General features: G+C 57.3%; 19 protein-coding genes. 9 read left to right on the forward strand and 10 right to left on the reverse strand.

Annotated features, from left to right (window positions below; translation table 11 throughout):
• Positions 1–78 precede the first annotated feature (78 nt).
• The 10 genes from A1355_RS02650 to A1355_RS02695 all read right to left on the reverse strand — a co-directional run bounded on the left by A1355_RS02650 (position 79) and on the right by A1355_RS02695 (position 8,510).
• The gene (locus tag A1355_RS02650) at positions 79–897 is read right to left on the reverse strand and encodes a formylmethanofuran dehydrogenase subunit C (RefSeq protein WP_064024726.1); all 819 of its coding nucleotides are present in this window, start codon (positions 895–897) and stop codon (positions 79–81) included.
• The gene (fhcD, locus tag A1355_RS02655; RefSeq protein ID WP_064024729.1) at positions 894–1,790 is read right to left on the reverse strand and encodes a formylmethanofuran--tetrahydromethanopterin N-formyltransferase; all 897 of its coding nucleotides are present in this window, start codon (positions 1,788–1,790) and stop codon (positions 894–896) included. Before fhcD ends, A1355_RS02650 begins: the two co-directional genes overlap by 4 nt.
• Positions 1,787–3,451: a formylmethanofuran dehydrogenase subunit A gene (locus tag A1355_RS02660; protein ID WP_064024731.1), complete on the reverse strand. Its 1,665-nt coding sequence runs from the start codon at positions 3,449–3,451 to the stop codon at positions 1,787–1,789. Before A1355_RS02660 ends, fhcD begins: the two co-directional genes overlap by 4 nt.
• Before the next feature lie 9 nt (positions 3,452–3,460).
• Positions 3,461–4,720, reverse strand: coding sequence for a formylmethanofuran dehydrogenase subunit B (locus A1355_RS02665; protein WP_064024733.1), 1,260 nt, complete (start codon positions 4,718–4,720; stop codon positions 3,461–3,463).
• A complete protein-coding gene (locus A1355_RS02670) occupies positions 4,713–5,108 on the reverse strand; it encodes a 4a-hydroxytetrahydrobiopterin dehydratase (RefSeq protein ID WP_064024735.1) in 396 nt (131 codons plus the stop codon). Before A1355_RS02670 ends, A1355_RS02665 begins: the two co-directional genes overlap by 8 nt.
• A gap of 157 nt (positions 5,109–5,265) precedes the next feature.
• Positions 5,266–5,649 (reverse strand): ClpXP protease specificity-enhancing factor, encoded by a 384-nt coding sequence (locus A1355_RS02675; RefSeq protein ID WP_064024737.1) that lies wholly within the window; start codon positions 5,647–5,649, stop codon positions 5,266–5,268.
• Entirely contained in the window at positions 5,646–6,254 is a 609-nt protein-coding gene (locus A1355_RS02680) for a glutathione S-transferase N-terminal domain-containing protein (protein ID WP_197471694.1), read from the reverse strand. Before A1355_RS02680 ends, A1355_RS02675 begins: the two co-directional genes overlap by 4 nt.
• A 170-nt stretch (positions 6,255–6,424) precedes the next feature.
• The gene (locus tag A1355_RS02685; protein ID WP_064024739.1) at positions 6,425–7,066 is read right to left on the reverse strand and encodes a DUF47 domain-containing protein; all 642 of its coding nucleotides are present in this window, start codon (positions 7,064–7,066) and stop codon (positions 6,425–6,427) included.
• Positions 7,067–7,079: 13 nt separating this feature from the next.
• Positions 7,080–8,078 carry an inorganic phosphate transporter gene (locus A1355_RS02690; protein WP_231883529.1) on the reverse strand — a complete coding sequence of 333 codons (999 nt, stop codon included), beginning with the start codon at positions 8,076–8,078 and terminating at the stop codon, positions 7,080–7,082.
• 39 nt (positions 8,079–8,117) lie between these two features.
• Positions 8,118–8,510: a glycine zipper family protein gene (locus A1355_RS02695; protein WP_064024741.1), complete on the reverse strand. Its 393-nt coding sequence runs from the start codon at positions 8,508–8,510 to the stop codon at positions 8,118–8,120.
• A gap of 155 nt (positions 8,511–8,665) precedes the next feature.
• Here A1355_RS02695 and rpmH point away from each other — a divergent pair, with 155 nt between their 5' ends.
• The 9 genes from rpmH (at position 8,666) to A1355_RS02730 (ending at position 16,603) form a co-directional block, all read left to right on the forward strand.
• The gene (rpmH, locus tag A1355_RS02700) at positions 8,666–8,800 is read left to right on the forward strand and encodes a 50S ribosomal protein L34 (RefSeq protein WP_064024743.1); all 135 of its coding nucleotides are present in this window, start codon (positions 8,666–8,668) and stop codon (positions 8,798–8,800) included.
• Entirely contained in the window at positions 8,801–9,169 is a 369-nt protein-coding gene (rnpA, locus tag A1355_RS24290; protein ID WP_082885317.1) for a ribonuclease P protein component, read from the forward strand.
• Complete coding sequence (gene yidD / locus A1355_RS24295) at positions 9,151–9,372, forward strand: membrane protein insertion efficiency factor YidD (RefSeq protein WP_082885318.1); 222 nt, start codon at positions 9,151–9,153, stop codon at positions 9,370–9,372. Before rnpA ends, yidD begins: the two co-directional genes overlap by 19 nt.
• 5 nt (positions 9,373–9,377) lie before the next feature.
• A complete protein-coding gene (yidC, locus tag A1355_RS02705; RefSeq protein WP_064024745.1) occupies positions 9,378–11,081 on the forward strand; it encodes a membrane protein insertase YidC in 1,704 nt (567 codons plus the stop codon).
• 5 nt (positions 11,082–11,086) lie between these two features.
• Complete coding sequence (mnmE, locus tag A1355_RS02710) at positions 11,087–12,427, forward strand: tRNA uridine-5-carboxymethylaminomethyl(34) synthesis GTPase MnmE (protein ID WP_082885319.1); 1,341 nt, start codon at positions 11,087–11,089, stop codon at positions 12,425–12,427.
• A 119-nt stretch (positions 12,428–12,546) separates the two neighbouring features.
• Complete coding sequence (locus A1355_RS02715) at positions 12,547–14,289, forward strand: type I restriction-modification system subunit M (RefSeq protein WP_064024749.1); 1,743 nt, start codon at positions 12,547–12,549, stop codon at positions 14,287–14,289.
• Between the two features lie 134 nt (positions 14,290–14,423).
• A complete protein-coding gene (locus A1355_RS02720; protein WP_064024751.1) occupies positions 14,424–14,711 on the forward strand; it encodes a DUF1778 domain-containing protein in 288 nt (95 codons plus the stop codon).
• Positions 14,712–15,248: a GNAT family N-acetyltransferase gene (locus A1355_RS02725; protein WP_082885320.1), complete on the forward strand. Its 537-nt coding sequence runs from the start codon at positions 14,712–14,714 to the stop codon at positions 15,246–15,248.
• Complete coding sequence (locus A1355_RS02730; protein WP_064024753.1) at positions 15,245–16,603, forward strand: restriction endonuclease subunit S; 1,359 nt, start codon at positions 15,245–15,247, stop codon at positions 16,601–16,603. The genes A1355_RS02725 and A1355_RS02730 overlap by 4 nt, the downstream gene beginning before the upstream one ends.
• Positions 16,604–16,611 lie beyond the last annotated feature (8 nt).

A 16,611-nucleotide genomic window follows, 5' to 3' on the forward strand; every position in this document is an offset into this window, starting at 1 on the left:
TGTCGCGGTCGTGGTTGGCGGTGGTTAGCGGTCTAACCATACCGGCAAAGGAACGAAATCGGCTCGGAGTCTGCGATTTTATAGCTTGACCAACACTTCGCCGCGTCCGGTTTCCGCCATGTCGCCGCCGAAGCGTCTGACCCGGTTGAAAGCGACGCCATTGTCGGCAAAGCGGGAGTTCAGGGTTTTGAACGACGCGAACAACATGGGTAGAAATGCCAGGGTATGCGAGCCGCAATCATTGAAGGTGGCCGGCAATTGCGGTTGATTCCACAGCAACAAGGTGCCTCGTCGCATTGCATAGCCGGCGTAACGGCCGACCTTGCCCATCACCGCGATCGTGCCGGCCACCATGCGGGAGCCGCAATAGTCGCCGGCATCGCCTTCGACTAGAATTTGGCCGCGGCGCAAATGGTCGCCGCAGCGCTGGCCGACGTTGCCCTTGACCAAAACCGTGCCGCCCTTCATGCCTTGCTTGTTGCCGGGCAATGCGCCGCCAACGAAATCGCCGGCATTGCCTTCGATCTGGATCAGGCCGTTTTTCATTTCGCAAGCCGCGTAAATGCCGACATCGCCGATCACCGAAATCGTGCCGCCCTTCATCTGCATGCCCAGATAAGCGCCCGCGTCGCCTTGCACGCTGATGCTGCCGCTAGAGAGTTCCTTACCGATGAAATCCAACTTGTCGGTACTGCCGACGATGCTGATGTCGTCGGGATTGCTGCCGTTAATGTGAAACAATTGATCGACCCGCAGTTTGCGTTTGCCGGACTGCAATTCGATCGCGGCGATCTGGTCCAGGCTCAAACCGGCCAATTTTTGGCAGACCAGCGGCGACATATCTACGCGTTGCACCGGCAGTGGCGTCTCGATCAGAGTGAAGGTCAACGTGGTCATGCCATGATCTCCTGCAGATGAAAGTGGAACGGGCCGAGTTTGCCGCCGTAGTTGCCGGCGCTGATGCGCTTAATACCGTTGGCCGCGCCCAGTTCGCAGACCGCTTGAATGCCGACCCGCATCGCCTTGTCGATGTCTTCTTTGGACAAACCGTCGATGACGATTTCCATCACCGACTCGATTTCCGGCGACAGGTCGGTCTTGGTCACGCCCTTCAAGGTCGGGCAGAAGGCATCGTTGGTCGAGGCACTCAAGGCTTTGTATTTGGAGCCGACCTTGGAGCCGGAACGCACGACGCCGCCGGGGAAGGGCATGATGACGTTGGGGATTTTCTTCATTTCCTCGATCGCAGCCTCGCAGGCCGCCAAGGCTTGCGGTTGCGATTCAGCCAATACTAGGAAATTGCCGCCGCCGACCGCATCGACCATGCCGGTGGTGGCTTCGGTCAGGAATTCGCCGTCCATCACCGGTACACGCCAGTAACGCTTGCCGGCGATTTTCTTGGCAATCTGGAAGCCGTCACCGAAAAAGCGCAGATTTTTGCCCAACGGAATCGGCTTGCCGCCTTCAATCCCGGCGAACAGAGCGGATGTCGGTGAAGTCAGTACGCACTGGCCGGCGCGGGTTTCCAATTGCTTGGCCAAGCCCTTACCGCCCATCGCATAAATCATGATCGCCACACCAGGGCGACCGTCCGGGGTTTCGTCCGGGCTTAACACCCGTTCGATACCGGCTTCGCAGCCGCAGGCAATCACCGAGGTGGCAAAGCCGGTCATGGCTTGCGCGGAAATCATCGCCCATTTCTCGTTCTGGGCGGTGATGATGGCTCGCGTCGCCTTCATCGGGAAGGCTTCGGCGAAGGTTTTGTCGATGGTTACGCCATTAATGATCATGCTGCACCTCTCAACGGATGCGCCGTCAAACTGCCGCGTCCGTCTTCGCTGATTTCGTCGTCGCTGATTTTAAAGTTGCCCAGTTTCATGGTCAGGTATTTATCGAAATACGGTTTCAACTCGTTTTCTATCGACAGATCGTATTCCGGTTTGACGATGTGGGTGGTGCCCCAGGTGACTTTGACCACTTGGCCGTCTTTGACCACCAATTCGCCGTCTTTGAATACATAATCCGGCTTGGTGAACATCGCTTGGCGGTCGGCGTTTTCGGTGTAGACGGTGATGTCGGCGAAGTTGCCGGGGCTCAATGCGCCGCGGTCTTTCAAGCCGATAATGCGCGCCGCGCCAGCGCGGGTCATGATGGCGATTTCGCTCAAGCTGTATTCGCGTTCGATCGAAGCCAACGTGGTCATTTTCTGCGCTTCCGGATGGATGGTCGCCAGCATGTCGTTGCGGAAACTGCGGTCCATCAGCAAGCGGATCAAATGCGGGTAGCTGGTGAACGGTGCGCCGTTGGGGTGGTCGGTGGTCAGGAATATCCGCCACGGGTCTTCGACCAGCAGGAAGATTTCCAAACCAATCGCCCATTGCAAGGCGTTGACGAAATTTTGGTCCTTGTATTTAAACGGCACCACGCCGCAGCCGGCATCGCATTCGATGTCCATGCACACCCATTTGTTGGGGCTGGCGAAGCGGTGATTGGCGTGTTGGCGCATGTTGTCGCCGGAGGCGGTGACGGTTTGGCCGAATAGAATCTGACCGACGTCGGCGCTGATGTTTTTGTTTTGGTTGATCGCTTCGGCAATCTGCGCGGCGCCGGACGAGAATTTGAAATCGCCTTCGGTGCCGTAGCTGTGGAACTGAATGTGGGTCAAGTGCATCGGCAAGCCTTCGATGCCTTGAATCGTGTTCAAAGTGGTTTCCAGGTTACCGGGTACACCTAGGTTGCAACCGTGGACATGCAGTGGATGCGTGATGCCCAGTTCCTTGACTGCGCGGGCCAGGGTTTGCAGGATTTGCCGTGGCGTGACGTCGTAATGGCTGTTTTTCTCGTCCAAATCCAGTTTGCGCTGGTTGAATTTGAAGGCGTTGATGCCGCCGGCGTTGACGACTTTGATGCCTATGCCTTTGGCCGCATTCAAGGTCCAGGCCACGTAATCGTTGACGGCTTTTTGGTCTTTTTTCGCGGTCAGCATCCGCAGCAGAAAGTCGTCGCTGCCCAGCATCACGTAGCCGCCTTTATCGACGATCGGCGTGTCGCCCATTTCCATGTGCGCCTGGCGGGCGTTGATCGGCAGCACGGCCGGTTCGAAACAGGCGGTGTAACCCATTTCGGCGTAACGGTAGCCGGCGACATAGGTGCTGGGCATCGCATGACCGTTACCGGAGCGGGTGACCGGGGTGCGGTGCACCGGGTCCAAGCGGTGGTCTTCCGGCAACAGGGTGCGGGCAATGTTGCCCTTGCCGCCGCCGATGTGCGTGTGCATGTCGATCGCGCCGGACATCACCACCTTGCCGCGCAAGTCGTATTCTTGATCGACCGGCCGGCCGTCTGTTGGCGCATCGACGATGCGGCCGTCTTGAATAAAGAGGTCTTGTTGCTGGCCGGCCATGCCGCTGGCCGGGTCGTAAACGGTGCCGCCTGTGAGTTTTATCAGCATGTCGGTATCCTAAAGGGCTTGTTCAATGGCGTGCAGCACCTCGGCGGTGCTGGGCAGGCCGGAGTCTCTCAGTTTTTTCAGACGAATCGCCACCACGTTGTCCAGACGGTAAGCGTGGCCGGCATGGTCGATGCCGGGTGTGCCGACGGGGATGAACACATCGGGTTCTTTTTCGAAGGTCATGCCGGAACGGCCGATGACGATGGTCGGTAACGTGGTCCTTGGCGGTTTGGCGTTGACATTGAAAGCGTGTACCCAGATCAAGGCGTCGGCTTCGCCGTTGGCGAGCATGGCTTGGCTGTCGTATAGAAACGGATCGTATTCCGGGTAGCCGCGGGCGAAATTGACCCGCGCCGGATAACCGGTGGTCCAGCCGCAGACTTGGTTGGCGGTCTGGTCGCCTTCGCGGCCGCCGAGCGGAAAGCCGGAGCAGCGGGTGCCTTGCAGATTGATATCCTTGACGATGTTGCAGATGGTTTGCACAGTCAATTCGGCGTGGTCGTAGGCTAGCGCGGCGGCGCCCCAGAGTATTACGCCGTATTGGGCGGTTTTCAGTTTGTCGGCAACTGCTTGCAGATCGGTCACAGCGATGCCGGCCACGTTTTGCGCGAGCACGGGTTGCTTTTTAATCAGCGCGGCCAGCACGGCAACGACATCGGGAAGATCGGCGTCGGCGCAAGTCAGCACGGTCGCGGTTTTGCCGGCGGGCGAGGTCGACGCGTCGCCGGACGGTGCCTTACCCAGGTAAATCACGTCGCGGCTAGCGGTGTTGTCGAGGAACATGGATTGTTCGTTCCACAAATAGCGTTCGAAGAAGCGCGGCGCGAACGCCTCGAGGTCGGTACCGACGATCAGCAGAACGTCACAACGGTTTTTCAATTCGGCCAGCGTGGTATTCATCCAGCCGGAATCCTGCAGCGCCAACAAGTTACGGCGGGCGGCCGGGAAATTGACGTTATCGACTACCGCGCCGGATTTGTCGGCCAAGGCCAGCAAGCCGCGCATGCCGTTCACGTCGGTGGCGCAGCCGGCGATGACCGGTTGCTTGGTGTCGCGCAACAGCGCCGCTGCCTTGGCAACCGCTGTATCTAGATCAACAGCCTGGCCGCCAACACGCGGCGAGGTGTCGGTGATCGGCTGTTCGAAGCCCGGCGTGTTGACCGCGCAACCGTTGGCGGCCACTTGCAAGCTTACGCCATCCACCCGGATCGTCAGGTCGTCGGTACCGATACCGCAGAACGGGCTGGGTACCTCGGTGATTTCAGTCATCGTGCTGTCCTCGGTCTTTTTTAATGTATTTGAAACGCGGATCGTCCGGCGTGCCTTCGAAAATACCGCCGGATTCGGCGGCGGCATCCCAATGCACGACGTCCTCGATTTTCTTCGCCAGCGCGAAATCCTTGTCGGTGACGCCCTTGGCGGCGTGAGTGACCAGTTTGACGATCACGAACGCATAGGAAACTGTTAAGTCCGGGTGGTGCCAGGCTTTTTCCGCTAAATGGCCGACAGCGTTGACGACCATCAATGTCGCTTTCCAGCCGGAGGTCTTGTACTTGCGGCGTATCCAGCCGTTTTCGTAATACCAATGCGGCAGTTCGCGTCTCAAGCGCTCGACGATTTCGGCGTCGCTAAAAACTTTGGGCGTGTCGTGCGTCATCACAGCTCCCCGTCGAAAGTAGGCCGGCATTCTATCGCACCGTGTTAAGCGTGTCTTTAGCCGAATCGCCCGAATTCCGGGGAGAACGGCGCTATCGGCCGTTGCTGGAACTCGGAACGCGGGGTGGCGAGCGTGCTTGGCCGGATGCCGGTCGGGCTTATTTCACAACCCGCAATTGCGGACGCTGCGGCGGTGTCGGTTCAGGGGCGCTGGGCGGCGTTTCGTCGTCTTGATCTTCCGGGTCGAAGACCATACCCTTACCGTTTTCCTTCGCGTAAATCGCCAGCACCGCCTTGGTGGGTACCACAATGTGCATGGCCTTGCCGGAAAAGCGGGCGTTGAACTGGACTTCCTCGTTACCCAGGGTCAAGCCTTGTATGGCTTCGGGGCGAATATTCAGGACGATGCGGCCGTCCTCGACGAAGTCGGTGGGTAACACGACGCCGGGGTGTTCGGCGTTGACCAATAGATGGGGTGTCAGACTATTATCCAAAATCCATTCGTAAATGGAGCGGATCAGGTAGGGTTTTAGTGGCGTCATTTGGTTTGGCTTTGCATGAGTTCTTTTTCGTCGTGGCTGAGGCTGTCCTGAAAGGCCTTGCGCGCGAATAGCCGGTTGGCGTAAGCGGTGATACCCTTGCCTAGCGAGCTGATGTCGATGCCGACGCTGCCCAGGCGCCATAAAAAAGGCGCCATCGCGCAATCGATCAGCGAATAGTCCTCGCCCATGAAATAAGTGGTGGCATCGAAAACCGGCGCGGCCGCCAGCAGACTTTCCCTAAGAACTTTCTTGGCTTTGGCGGCGCGTTTGTCGCCTTGCAGTTGCGCTTCCTCGAGCATTTGATACCAATCCTGATCGATGCGTTTGATCAGCATTCGGGCGTTGGCGCGGGAGACGGGGTCCATTTGATGCAAGGCCGGGTGTGGAAAACGCTCGTCCAGATATTCCATGATGATGCGGGCGTCGTACAGCACCAGATCGCGCTCCACGAAGGTGGGGGCATTACCGTTCGGATTGAGTTCCAGCAGGTCTTCGGGCGGGTCGGTCGGATCGAAATATTCGATGTCGGCGGGAACGCCTTTTTCGTGAACAACGAGGCGGGCGCAATGGCTCATGATGCAATTCGGCGAGCTAAAAAGAGTCATTGCGGATTTTCGGCTGCTAATGTTTGCCACGAAGTGAACCTCATTAATTGAACACGATTCTAACCGCCGGAATTGTAGCATGGTTGCCTGGCGAATTGTGGCGGCCACAGGGCGCCGGGCGGGCGTCGAGGCCAGGAAATTTCCGGCTTCGGCGCTGGCGGAGGCGGGCGTTAGCCCAGCTTGACGATGATGTCTTCGAGGATGTTGGCGGTCGCGTGGACCCGGTCGGCGGCGTTGGACAGGTGGCGGTATAGTTCGCGGCGCTTGAACATGTCCAGATAGTCCTGGCCCTGAAACAATTCGGCAATGGCTTTGCGGTACATCTTTTCGACCCGGCGTTCGGAATGACGCGCGGCGAACGCGTGCGTTTCGGCGTCGCGCGGGCGCTTGCCCAATACCGCGAAGCCTTGCTCGAGGGCTTTGATGCCGATCTGCAATTCCGCGACCATCGCCTTCGAATAATCGTCCGGATTCAATTGCAGAGCCTCCATCTCGTTATAGGTGCTCTTGCAATAGGTCACGATGTTGTCGAGCGCGGCGATGGCCCGGTAAATGTCTTCGCGGTCTATCGGGGTGGCAAACGAACTGTTCAATTCGTGCAAATTACGCATTCGGATTCGGTCGGCATCGTGCTCGTCCTTTTTCAACATTTCGTCGGCTTGCGGGTTTTCCTCGTTCATGTAGCGGACCAAATTGTCCACGGTGATGCACACTTGTTGGCATTGCTGGTGCAGTAACAGGTAGAAGTCGGCGGTTTTCGGAAAAATGCGCTGAAACAGCCGCGCGGCTAAACGGTTTTGCGAGTCGGACATGTCGGTAAGAGGGTTAGATTTGGGCGAGTCGGCCGATCAACGCGGCCAGTAGCGCCGAGCCGGGAATCGTGATCAACCAGGCCAGCACGATTTCGCCGGCCTTGCCCCAGCGTACCTGTCTAGGCCGGTCCGAGGCGCCGATGCCGGTAATGGCTGACGCGACGACGTGAGTGGTCGAAACCGGCGCTCCTAGCATCGAGCAAGCCGCAATCACCGAGCAGGCGGTCAGTTGCGAGTTCAAGGCGTGTATCGGCCGAATTTTATAGATCGCAAATCCTAAGGTGCGGACGATGCGCCAGCCGCCGGTTAGGGCGCCGGCCGTCATCGCGGTCGCGCAAGCGGCCATCACCCACACCGGCACCTGAAAGGTCGCGATTTGTCCGCTGAGCAGCAGCAACAGAGTCAGTATGCCCATGCTTTTTTGCGCATCGTTGGCGCCGTGGCAGAACGCCAAGCCGGCGGCGGTCAGCCATTGGGCTTGGCACAGGCGGCGGTTGATGGACGGATGCGCGGCGCGCAGCAGGAACATCGTAGCGCGCTGCAGCGCGAATCCAACCGCGAAACCCAGGAACGGCGACAGAAACAGTGCCAGCAATACCTTGGCAAAGCCTTGGATGCGGCCGTGGAGGAGGGCTGCGATTCCCCAGTCCATCGGGATCGGCTCGGAGGAGGCCAGGGCCGCGCCGATCAAGCCGCCTACCAGCGCATGCGAGGAAGACGACGGTAGGCCGCGCCACCAGGTGAAAAAATTCCACGCCACCGCCGCGGCCAATCCGGACAGAACGGCGGTCAGGCCGACCGGGCGCGGCGGCACGGACAAATCCAGCAAAGAACCGACGGTATCGGCGACGGCGGTGCCGCCCAGCAACGGGCCGAGAAATTCGAAGATAGCGACCAATAACATGGCCTGAAGCGGTGTCATCGCTCTGGAAGCGATGACACCGGAAAGGATGTTGGAGGCGTCGTGGAAGCCGTTGGTGTAATCGAACGCCAGAACGACGCCGATGGCCACGGCGACAACGGGTAAGTAAGCCTCCAAGTAGCGAGTGGTTTAGTTGAGGACGTTATGGCCGCGCTGTCTCAGGCAGCTGCGGTAAGCGTTTTTGTAACGGTCGTCGGACTGAACGCCTTGCATCGCGCCGCCGCCGATGCCGCCCGCCGCCGCGCCGATCGCCGCGCCGGCGCCGGGGTTACCGGTGACCGCGCCGATCGCCGCGCCGCCGGCCGCGCCGAGTAAACCGCCCACGGCGACTCCGGTTGCGGTATCCTTTACCGCCGGGGACGATTGCGAAGCCAGTTGCTGGCACTCCTGCATGTCCTGGTTGAGCCGCGCGGCGTTGGGGTCGTTATAAGTATCCACGGTCGGCGTCCAGCCGGTCGCGGTGGCGCAAGCCGTCAATACAAACGCGGAAGCCGCGATTGCGGCGAACGATAAGTTTTTCATGATTTGGACTCCCTGAGTCGCTGATGGTGACAGACCAAAAAGAGCGTAGCCGATTTTGGATGGTTTGGGAATCCGACACGCCAAATTGACAGTGGTTCGTTTCATCACGTATGATTCGCAGCCTTTTTTATCCGTTTTATCCCGAGGCAATAACTATGAAAAGAACTTACCAACCCAGCAAAATCAAACGCGTCAGAACTCACGGTTTCCGCGCCAGAATGGCTACCGTCGGCGGCCGCAAAGTCTTGAATGCGCGCAGAGCGAAAGGCCGCGCATCGCTGACGGTTTAATTGTCGGCCCAAGAACACGGTTTTCCCGCTCGGTATCGGTTAGGGACGCCCGCCGAGTATAAAAATGTATTTAGCAATCCCGTAAAGTCGACCGATAAATACTTTACGGTATTGGCGACTTTCAACGGCCTGGCGCATGCGCGCTTGGGCTTGGCGATCGCAAAAAAAACAATAAAAACAGCAGTCGCGCGGAACCGCATCAAAAGGGCTGTCAGGGAAAGCTTTAGATTGCAGCGTCAACATATCGTCAGCATAGATATCGTTGTTTTGGCTCGGGGGGATGCAGCAAATGCAACCTCGCCGGTATTGAGGAAGTCCTTGGAAAGGCATTGGCTTAAATTGGTAAATCGATGCGATTCCTGCTCATAACCCTGATCAAGGTTTACAAGTACTTCATAAGCCCGTTACTGGGGCCCAGATGCCGTTTTTATCCCACCTGTTCAAGTTATGGCTTGGAGGCGATCCAGCGTCACGGCGCCGCCAAAGGCTCATATCTCACGCTTAGACGATTATTGAAATGCCACCCGTTCCATCCGGGTGGCATCGATCCTGTCCCAGAAAAATTTGAGTAATAACAATGGATAACATTAGATTTGTACTTGTCATGGCGATGTTGATGATCTCCTACATGCTGTGGGAGGCGTGGCAGATCGATTATGGCCCCAAGCCGCGGGCGATCGTTTCCGACAAGCCCATTGTTGCCGGCGACGCCGGGCTGAGCAACGTTCAGCAATCTCCGGATGCGGCGCAAACGCCGGCCGGCCAGCCGACCGCTCAAGCCGTCGCGGCGGACCGGGTCGTCAAAGTCAAAACCGATGTGTACGAGTTGGAAATCGACGTCGAGGGCGGTACGCTACGGAATCTGGATTTGCTGAATTACCCGCATGAGAAAACCAATACCGTCGTCCAAAAAGCGTGGGCTTTGATCGGCTTGCCCGCGCCCGAGAAAAATCTGGCCCCGATACGTCTGTTCGACAGCAATCCCGAAAACCTGTTCCTGGCCCAAACCGGTCTGGTCGCCAACCAGAACTCTTCCAGCGCGCCCGATCACCATGCGGTATTCAGCGCCGAGCGCACCGACTATACCTTGGCCGACGGTCAGGACCAATTGATCGTGCCGCTGACCTGGACCAACGAGCAAGGCCTGCGCGTCGTTAAAACCTTTACCTTCAGCCGAGGCAGTTACGCGGTCGACGTCGAACAAAAAATCGTCAATCAGTCCGCGACCGCGTGGTCCGGACGCCAATACGAGCAATTGTTGCGCGTAGAGCATAGCGATAAAAGCAACAACAATTTTATTCGTACCTACTCGGGCGGCGTGATTTATACCGACAAGGAGAAGTTCAAGAAGGTCAAGTACGAAGAAATGACCGAAGACAACCTGGCCGTGTCGGCGACCGGCGGTTGGAGCGGATTCATTCAGCATTACTTCGCGGCGGCCTGGATTCCGGCGGCGGATCAGGAAAACCATTACTACACCAAGGCGCTGAACGACGCGCGCTACGTGATCGGCTCCTACTCGCCGGATGTGAACGTTCAACCCAATAGCGAAGGCTCGTTCAAGACCAAGTTGTTCGTCGGTCCCAAGATCCAACCGGTCATGGAAGCCTTGGCGCCCGGCCTGGAGCTGACCGTCGATTACAGCTGGCTGACCGTCATCGCCAAGCCGATTTATTGGCTGCTGAACGAAATCCACGGCTACATTGGCAACTGGGGCTTGGCGATCATGGGCGTGACCCTGTTCATCAAACTGCTGTTCTTCAAGCTGTCGAAAGCCAGCTATCAATCGATGGCGAAAATGCGTAAGATTCAGCCGCGCCTGAAGGATTTGCAAGAGCGTTACGCCGACGACAGACAGCGCTTCAACACCGAAATGATGGCGATGTATAAGAAGGAGAAAGTCAATCCGCTCGGTGGTTGCTTGCCGATCATGGTACAGATTCCGGTGTTCATTTCGCTGTACTGGGTGCTGATCGAGACCGTCGAATTGCGCCAGGCCGACTTCGCGCTGTGGATACAAGACCTGTCCGCGCAAGACCCGTTTTACCTGCTGCCCATCGTCTACGGCATCACCATGAAGATTCAGCAAAGTCTGAATCCGGCGCCGATCGATCCGTTGCAGGCTCAGGTGATGAAAATGTTCCCTATCGTGTTCACCGTGTTCTTCCTGTTCTTCCCGTCCGGCTTGGTGCTTTACTGGATTTGCAACAACAGTTTGTCGATCCTGCAACAGTGGTACATCACCAAGCACGTGCTTGAAGAAGACGCGCACGCCCATTGAGTCCGATGCGGGACGGCGACACGATAGCCGCCATCGCCACGCCGCCCGGTAACGGCGGCGTCGGCGTCATCCGCATCTCGGGTCCGGCGGCCGGCTCGGTCGCTACCGGTCTGACCCGCAAATCCCTACCCGCTCCCCGTTACGCCCGTTACGCGCATTTCATCGCCGCCGACGGCACAGTCGTCGACAGCGGCCTGCTGCTGTATTTTCCAGGGCCAAAATCCTTTACCGGCGAAGACGTCGTCGAGCTGCACGGCCACGGCGGCAGCGTGGTCTTGGACATGCTACTGCGCCGCGTCCTGGCGCTGGGCGCCCGCTTGGCCGAGGCCGGCGAATTCAGTCGGCGCGCCTTTCTGAACAACAAAATCGATCTGGCTCAGGCCGAAGCCATCGCCGATTTAATCAGCAGCGGCACCGAGCAAGCCGCCAGGGCCGCCCAGCAATCGATGCAGGGCGAGTTTTCCCGCCAAGTCAACGAATTGATTGACGAACTGATCGAGCTACGCGTGTACATCGAAGCCGCGATAGACTTCGTCGACGAAGAAATCGACTTCCTCGGCGACGGCGTGGTTGCCCAACGCATCGCCCGATTACAGGACAAACTGGCCGCGATTGCGCGTAGCGCCCGACAAGGCCGCTTGTTGCACGACGGCATGACCGTGGTGCTGGCCGGCAAACCCAATGCCGGCAAGTCCAGCTTGTTGAACGCACTGGCCGGCCATGAGGCCGCCATCGTCACCGAGATCGCCGGCACCACCCGCGACGTACTGCGCGAGCGCATCCAGATCGACGGCATGCCGCTGCACGTCATCGATACCGCCGGTCTGCGCGACAGCGACAATCCGGTCGAGCAGGAAGGCATTCGCCGCGCCCGCGCCGAAATCGCCAAGGCCGACCGAGTGTTATTGTTGATCGACAGCACCGATCCCGACGCCGAGCCGGCGCTTAGCGAGCTGCCGGCCAATGCCAGCGTGACCCGGCTTTACAACAAACTAGACTTGCTCGGCGGCGAGCCTAGCCTGGTCGAGACCGCCGCCGGTTGCGAAATCCGCTTGTCGATCAAGACCGGCGCCGGGTTGGACTTGCTGAAGACGCATTTAAAACACAGCATGGGCTTCGTCGAAGGCGGCGACGGCGCCTTCGCCGCCCGCACCCGCCATCTAAGGGCCTTGCAACTTGCCGAGCAAGCCGTCGCCAACGCCGCCGCGCAACTCCAGGCCGCTGCCCACGAGTTGGTCGCCGAGGAACTTAGGCAAGCCCAAGCCAGCCTGTCCGCCATTACCGGCGAATTCACGTCCGACGACCTGTTGGGCGAAATCTTTTCGAGTTTCTGTATCGGAAAATAATGGTGCTCCGCGTCAGTCGGGGAGGCGGCGTTAAAATCGCCGCCTTGGGCCTTTGAATGATTATGGTCAGCGACCCGGTCGGAAACCGCTTTCGGAAATATCAATAAGGACAAGACCCGATGAACCACTCATCCCTTTCCGCCTTGCTCTGGTCGGTTGCCGATCTGCTGCGCGGCGATTACAGACAATCCGACTATGGCAAAGTCATTCTGCCCTTCTGTGTGTTACGCCGTCTCGACTGCGTGTTGGAAGCCACCAAAGACGCGGTATTGACCGAATACGCAGATAAGCGCCAAGCAGGTATCAATCCGGAACCTTTCCTGCTGCGCGAGGCCGGCCAGAGTTTCTACAACACCTCGCCGCTAGACATGAAAAAGCTGATGGGCGATCAGGACCATCTTAAGGAAAACCTGATTTCCTATATCCAAGGCTTTTCGGTGGAGGTCAGGGACATTTTCGAGCGCTTCGACTTTTATACCCAAGTGGACCGCCTCGCCAAATCCGGGCTGCTGTATCTGGTCACGGAACGCTTCGCCCATGTGGATTTGCATCCGGAGCAAGTCACCAACAGCCAAATGGGATTGGTGTTCGAGGAACTGATCCGCAAATTTGCCGAGATTTCCAACGAAACCGCCGGCGAGCATTTCACCCCGCGCGAAGTCATCAAGCTGATGGTTAGCCTGCTGTTCATCGAGGACGACGACATGCTGGCCAAACCCGGCGTGGTGCGCACCATTTACGACCCGACGGCCGGTACCGGCGGCATGTTGTCGGTCGCCGGCGAATATCTGGAAGAGCATAATCCGCAAGCACGTTTGACCATGTTCGGCCAGGAGCTCAATCCGGAATCCTATGCCATTTGCAAAGCCGATATGCTGATCAAGGGCCAGGATGTCGCCAATATCGTGTTCGGCAATACCTTTTCCGACGACGGCCATCTCCTGAAGAAATTCGACTATATGCTGTCCAATCCGCCGTTTGGGGTGGAATGGAAAAAGGTCGAAAAAGACATCCGCAACGAACACGAGAAACAAGGCTACAACGGCCGCTTTGGACCCGGTTTGCCGCGCGTATCGGACGGCTCGTTGTTATTCCTGCTACATCTGATCAGCAAGATGCGCCAGGCGAAAGACGGCGGCAGCCGTTTCGGCATCGTTCTCAACGGCTCGCCCCTGTTCACCGGCGGTGCCGGTTCCGGCGAAAGCGAAATTCGCCGCTACGTGCTGGAAAACGATTTGGTCGAAGCCATCATCGGCTTGCCGACCGATATGTTCTACAACACCGGCATAAGCACCTATGTCTGGATACTCTCCAACCGCAAACCGGAACACCGCAAAGGCAAGCTGCAACTGATCGATGCCAGCGGCTTCTGGCAAAAGATGCGCAAAAGCCTGGGCTCCAAGCGCAAGGAATTGTCTGACGAGCATATCGCCGAAATCACTCGCTTGTTCGGGCAATTTATCCAAGCCAGTGACGGCAAAAAACCCATCTCCAGAATCTTCAAGAACAGCGATTTCGGCTATCGCACCATCACCGTCGAACGGCCGTTACGCGATGAAAACGGCGACATCGTTATCGGCGCCAAGGGCAAGCTAAAAGGCAAGCCGCAACCGGACTCCAGCCTGCGCGACACCGAAAACGTGCCGCTCAATGAAGACGTGGAAAGCTACTTCCAGCGCGAAGTGCTGCCGCATGCGCCGGATGCGTGGATAGACCACGATAAAACCAAGATCGGCTACGAGATCCCCTTCAACCGGCATTTCTATGTGTTCGAACCGCCGCGCGACTTGGCCGCGATTGATGCGGACCTCAAACAATGCACGGACCGTATCAAGGCAATGATTGAAGGGCTATCGGCATGACGACCGATCGCGCGTTTTAACGCGCGGCGGATTGAGGATTACGCCTTCGCCCCGATCGGCGTTTCAAGTAAAATAGATACATGATGTGTATCTTGGTGGCGTATCATGTCGGTTCGTTATCTCGAGGTATTTTTATGGCCCATCGCGCATCCAACCCGGACAGCCCTACTCATGCCGTCAACCTGCGGGTTCGCGGCGATGTCCGCGCCTTGATCGATCAAGCCGCCAAGGCGCAAGGAAAAACCCGCTCCGACTTTATGATCGATGCCGCACGTCGCGCGGCGGAAGAATCGTTGCTGGACCAAGCGCTGGTTCGCGTCGATTGGGAGACCTACCAACAGTTCCTGCAAGTGCTCGATCAACCCGCCACCGGCGAAGGGTATGACCGCCTGATGGCGGCGCGTAAACCCTGGCAAGCCTAAGTGCTGTCGTCGCCGACCTTGCTGACGGTCGAGCATCGACGGCATGACTTTGCTTGCGGCGTCGATGCCCTCGACGACTGGCTGAAGCGCCGGGCGCTATCCAACCAATTCAGCGGGGCATCGCGCACCTATGTCGTGACGGACGAGTCAAGGGTTGTTGGCTATTACTGTCTGGCTTCCGGCGCGATGGCATTGAATTATGCACCCCCGGCGCTCAAGCGCAATATGCCCGATCCGGTGCCGATGGCGATTCTGTGCCGCTTGGCCGTCGATTTCGCTTGGCGGGGCCGGGGGCTGGGCGTGGCTTTATTGCAAGACGCGGTGTTGCGCACGCTGCGCGCGGCCAGCATTGTCGGCATCCGCGGCCTGCTGGTTCATGCGCTGTCGGAACCGGCCAAGGCGTTCTATCAACACCACGGCTTCGTCGCTTCGCCCACCCAGCCCATGACCTTGATACTCTCGCTGAAACATCCGCCGCACCCGGCCGACACTGCGTCAAACGCCGACCAACAGTCAATCAAGGATGGCCCGGCATGAGTTTTCCGCGTTACCCGGAATATAAGGACAGCGGCGTCGAATGGTTGGGCGAGGTGCCAGAGCATTGGGAGGTGAAACGACTAAAATCTGTACTTTCGCAATCGCTGATGTATGGGGCAAACGAAGCAGCAGACGACGATAATCCTGAACACCCACGTTTTGTTCGAATTACAGACATTACGGATAATGGCTCTCTCCGTAACGAGACGTTTCGCTCGCTCTCACCTGATATTGCTACCTCTTATTTGCTGATAGAAGGAGATGTGCTTTTAGCGCGTAGTGGGGCGACTGTCGGTAAGAGTTTTATTTATCGCCAGGATTGGGGAGTATGTTGTTTCGCTGGTTACCTTATACGCGCAAGGATTGATGTAAGTAAAATGCTCGCGTCATTTCTATATGCTTGTTGCCAAACGAGTTTCTATTGGCAATTCATAAACAGTAGTCAAATTCAAGCAACCATTCAAAACGTGAGTGCGGAACGGTATGCAAATTCTATTCTGCCCAGGCCGCCTCTCAAAGAGCAACAAACCATCGCCGCCTTCCTCGACCGCGAAACTGCAAAGATCGACGCGCTGATAGCCGAGCAGCAACGGCTGATCGAACTGTTGAAGGAAAAGCGGCAGGCGGTGATTTCCCACGCCGTCACCAAAGGCTTAAACCCCAACGCGCCGATGAAGGATTCCGGCATTGAATGGTTGGGCGAAGTGCAAGAGCATTGGGCTAGCCATTACAAACTTAACGACTTAGCGCGACAGGAGCGAAACTCATTCGTTAATGGACCATTCGGAAGCGACTTATTGACGAGTGAATTAATTCAAGAAGGTGTGCCTGTTATTTACATTCGAGATCTTAAGGCAGCTGGCTATACTCGAATCAGCGAATGGTGCGTCACAAAGGAAAAAGCTAGGCAACTCAATTTCTGCAACGTCTACCCCGGTGACATTCTTATCGCTAAAGTCGGTGATCCACCTGGCTTAGCAGTTCTTTATCCCGCTGGCGAACCGGATGGAATCATTACTCAAGACGTGATCAGAATCCGAGTGAATGAGGCTATGGTTGATCAAGATTTTTTAATTTTTCTCTTAAACTCGAATTATGGTCGAGCGTTGATAGACAATATTTCGATTGAATCAACTCGAACAAGGGTTAGCTTGGGTGAATACAAGCAATTACGAATGGTCGTTCCTCCAAAAGAAGAACAAATATTAATTGCTACCTTCCTAAATAGCGAAACCACAAAACTCGACACTCTCACCGCCGAAGCCCAACGCGCCATAACCTTGTTGAAAGAACGCCGCACCGCCCTAATTTCCGCCGCCGTGACCGGCAAAATCGATGTGCGCGGTTTTTCGTAGGTCGGGTT

Origin of the sequence: Methylomonas koyamae, from assembly GCF_001644025.1 — a bacterium.
Taxonomy (GTDB): Bacteria; Pseudomonadota; Gammaproteobacteria; order Methylococcales; family Methylomonadaceae; genus Methylomonas; species Methylomonas koyamae_A.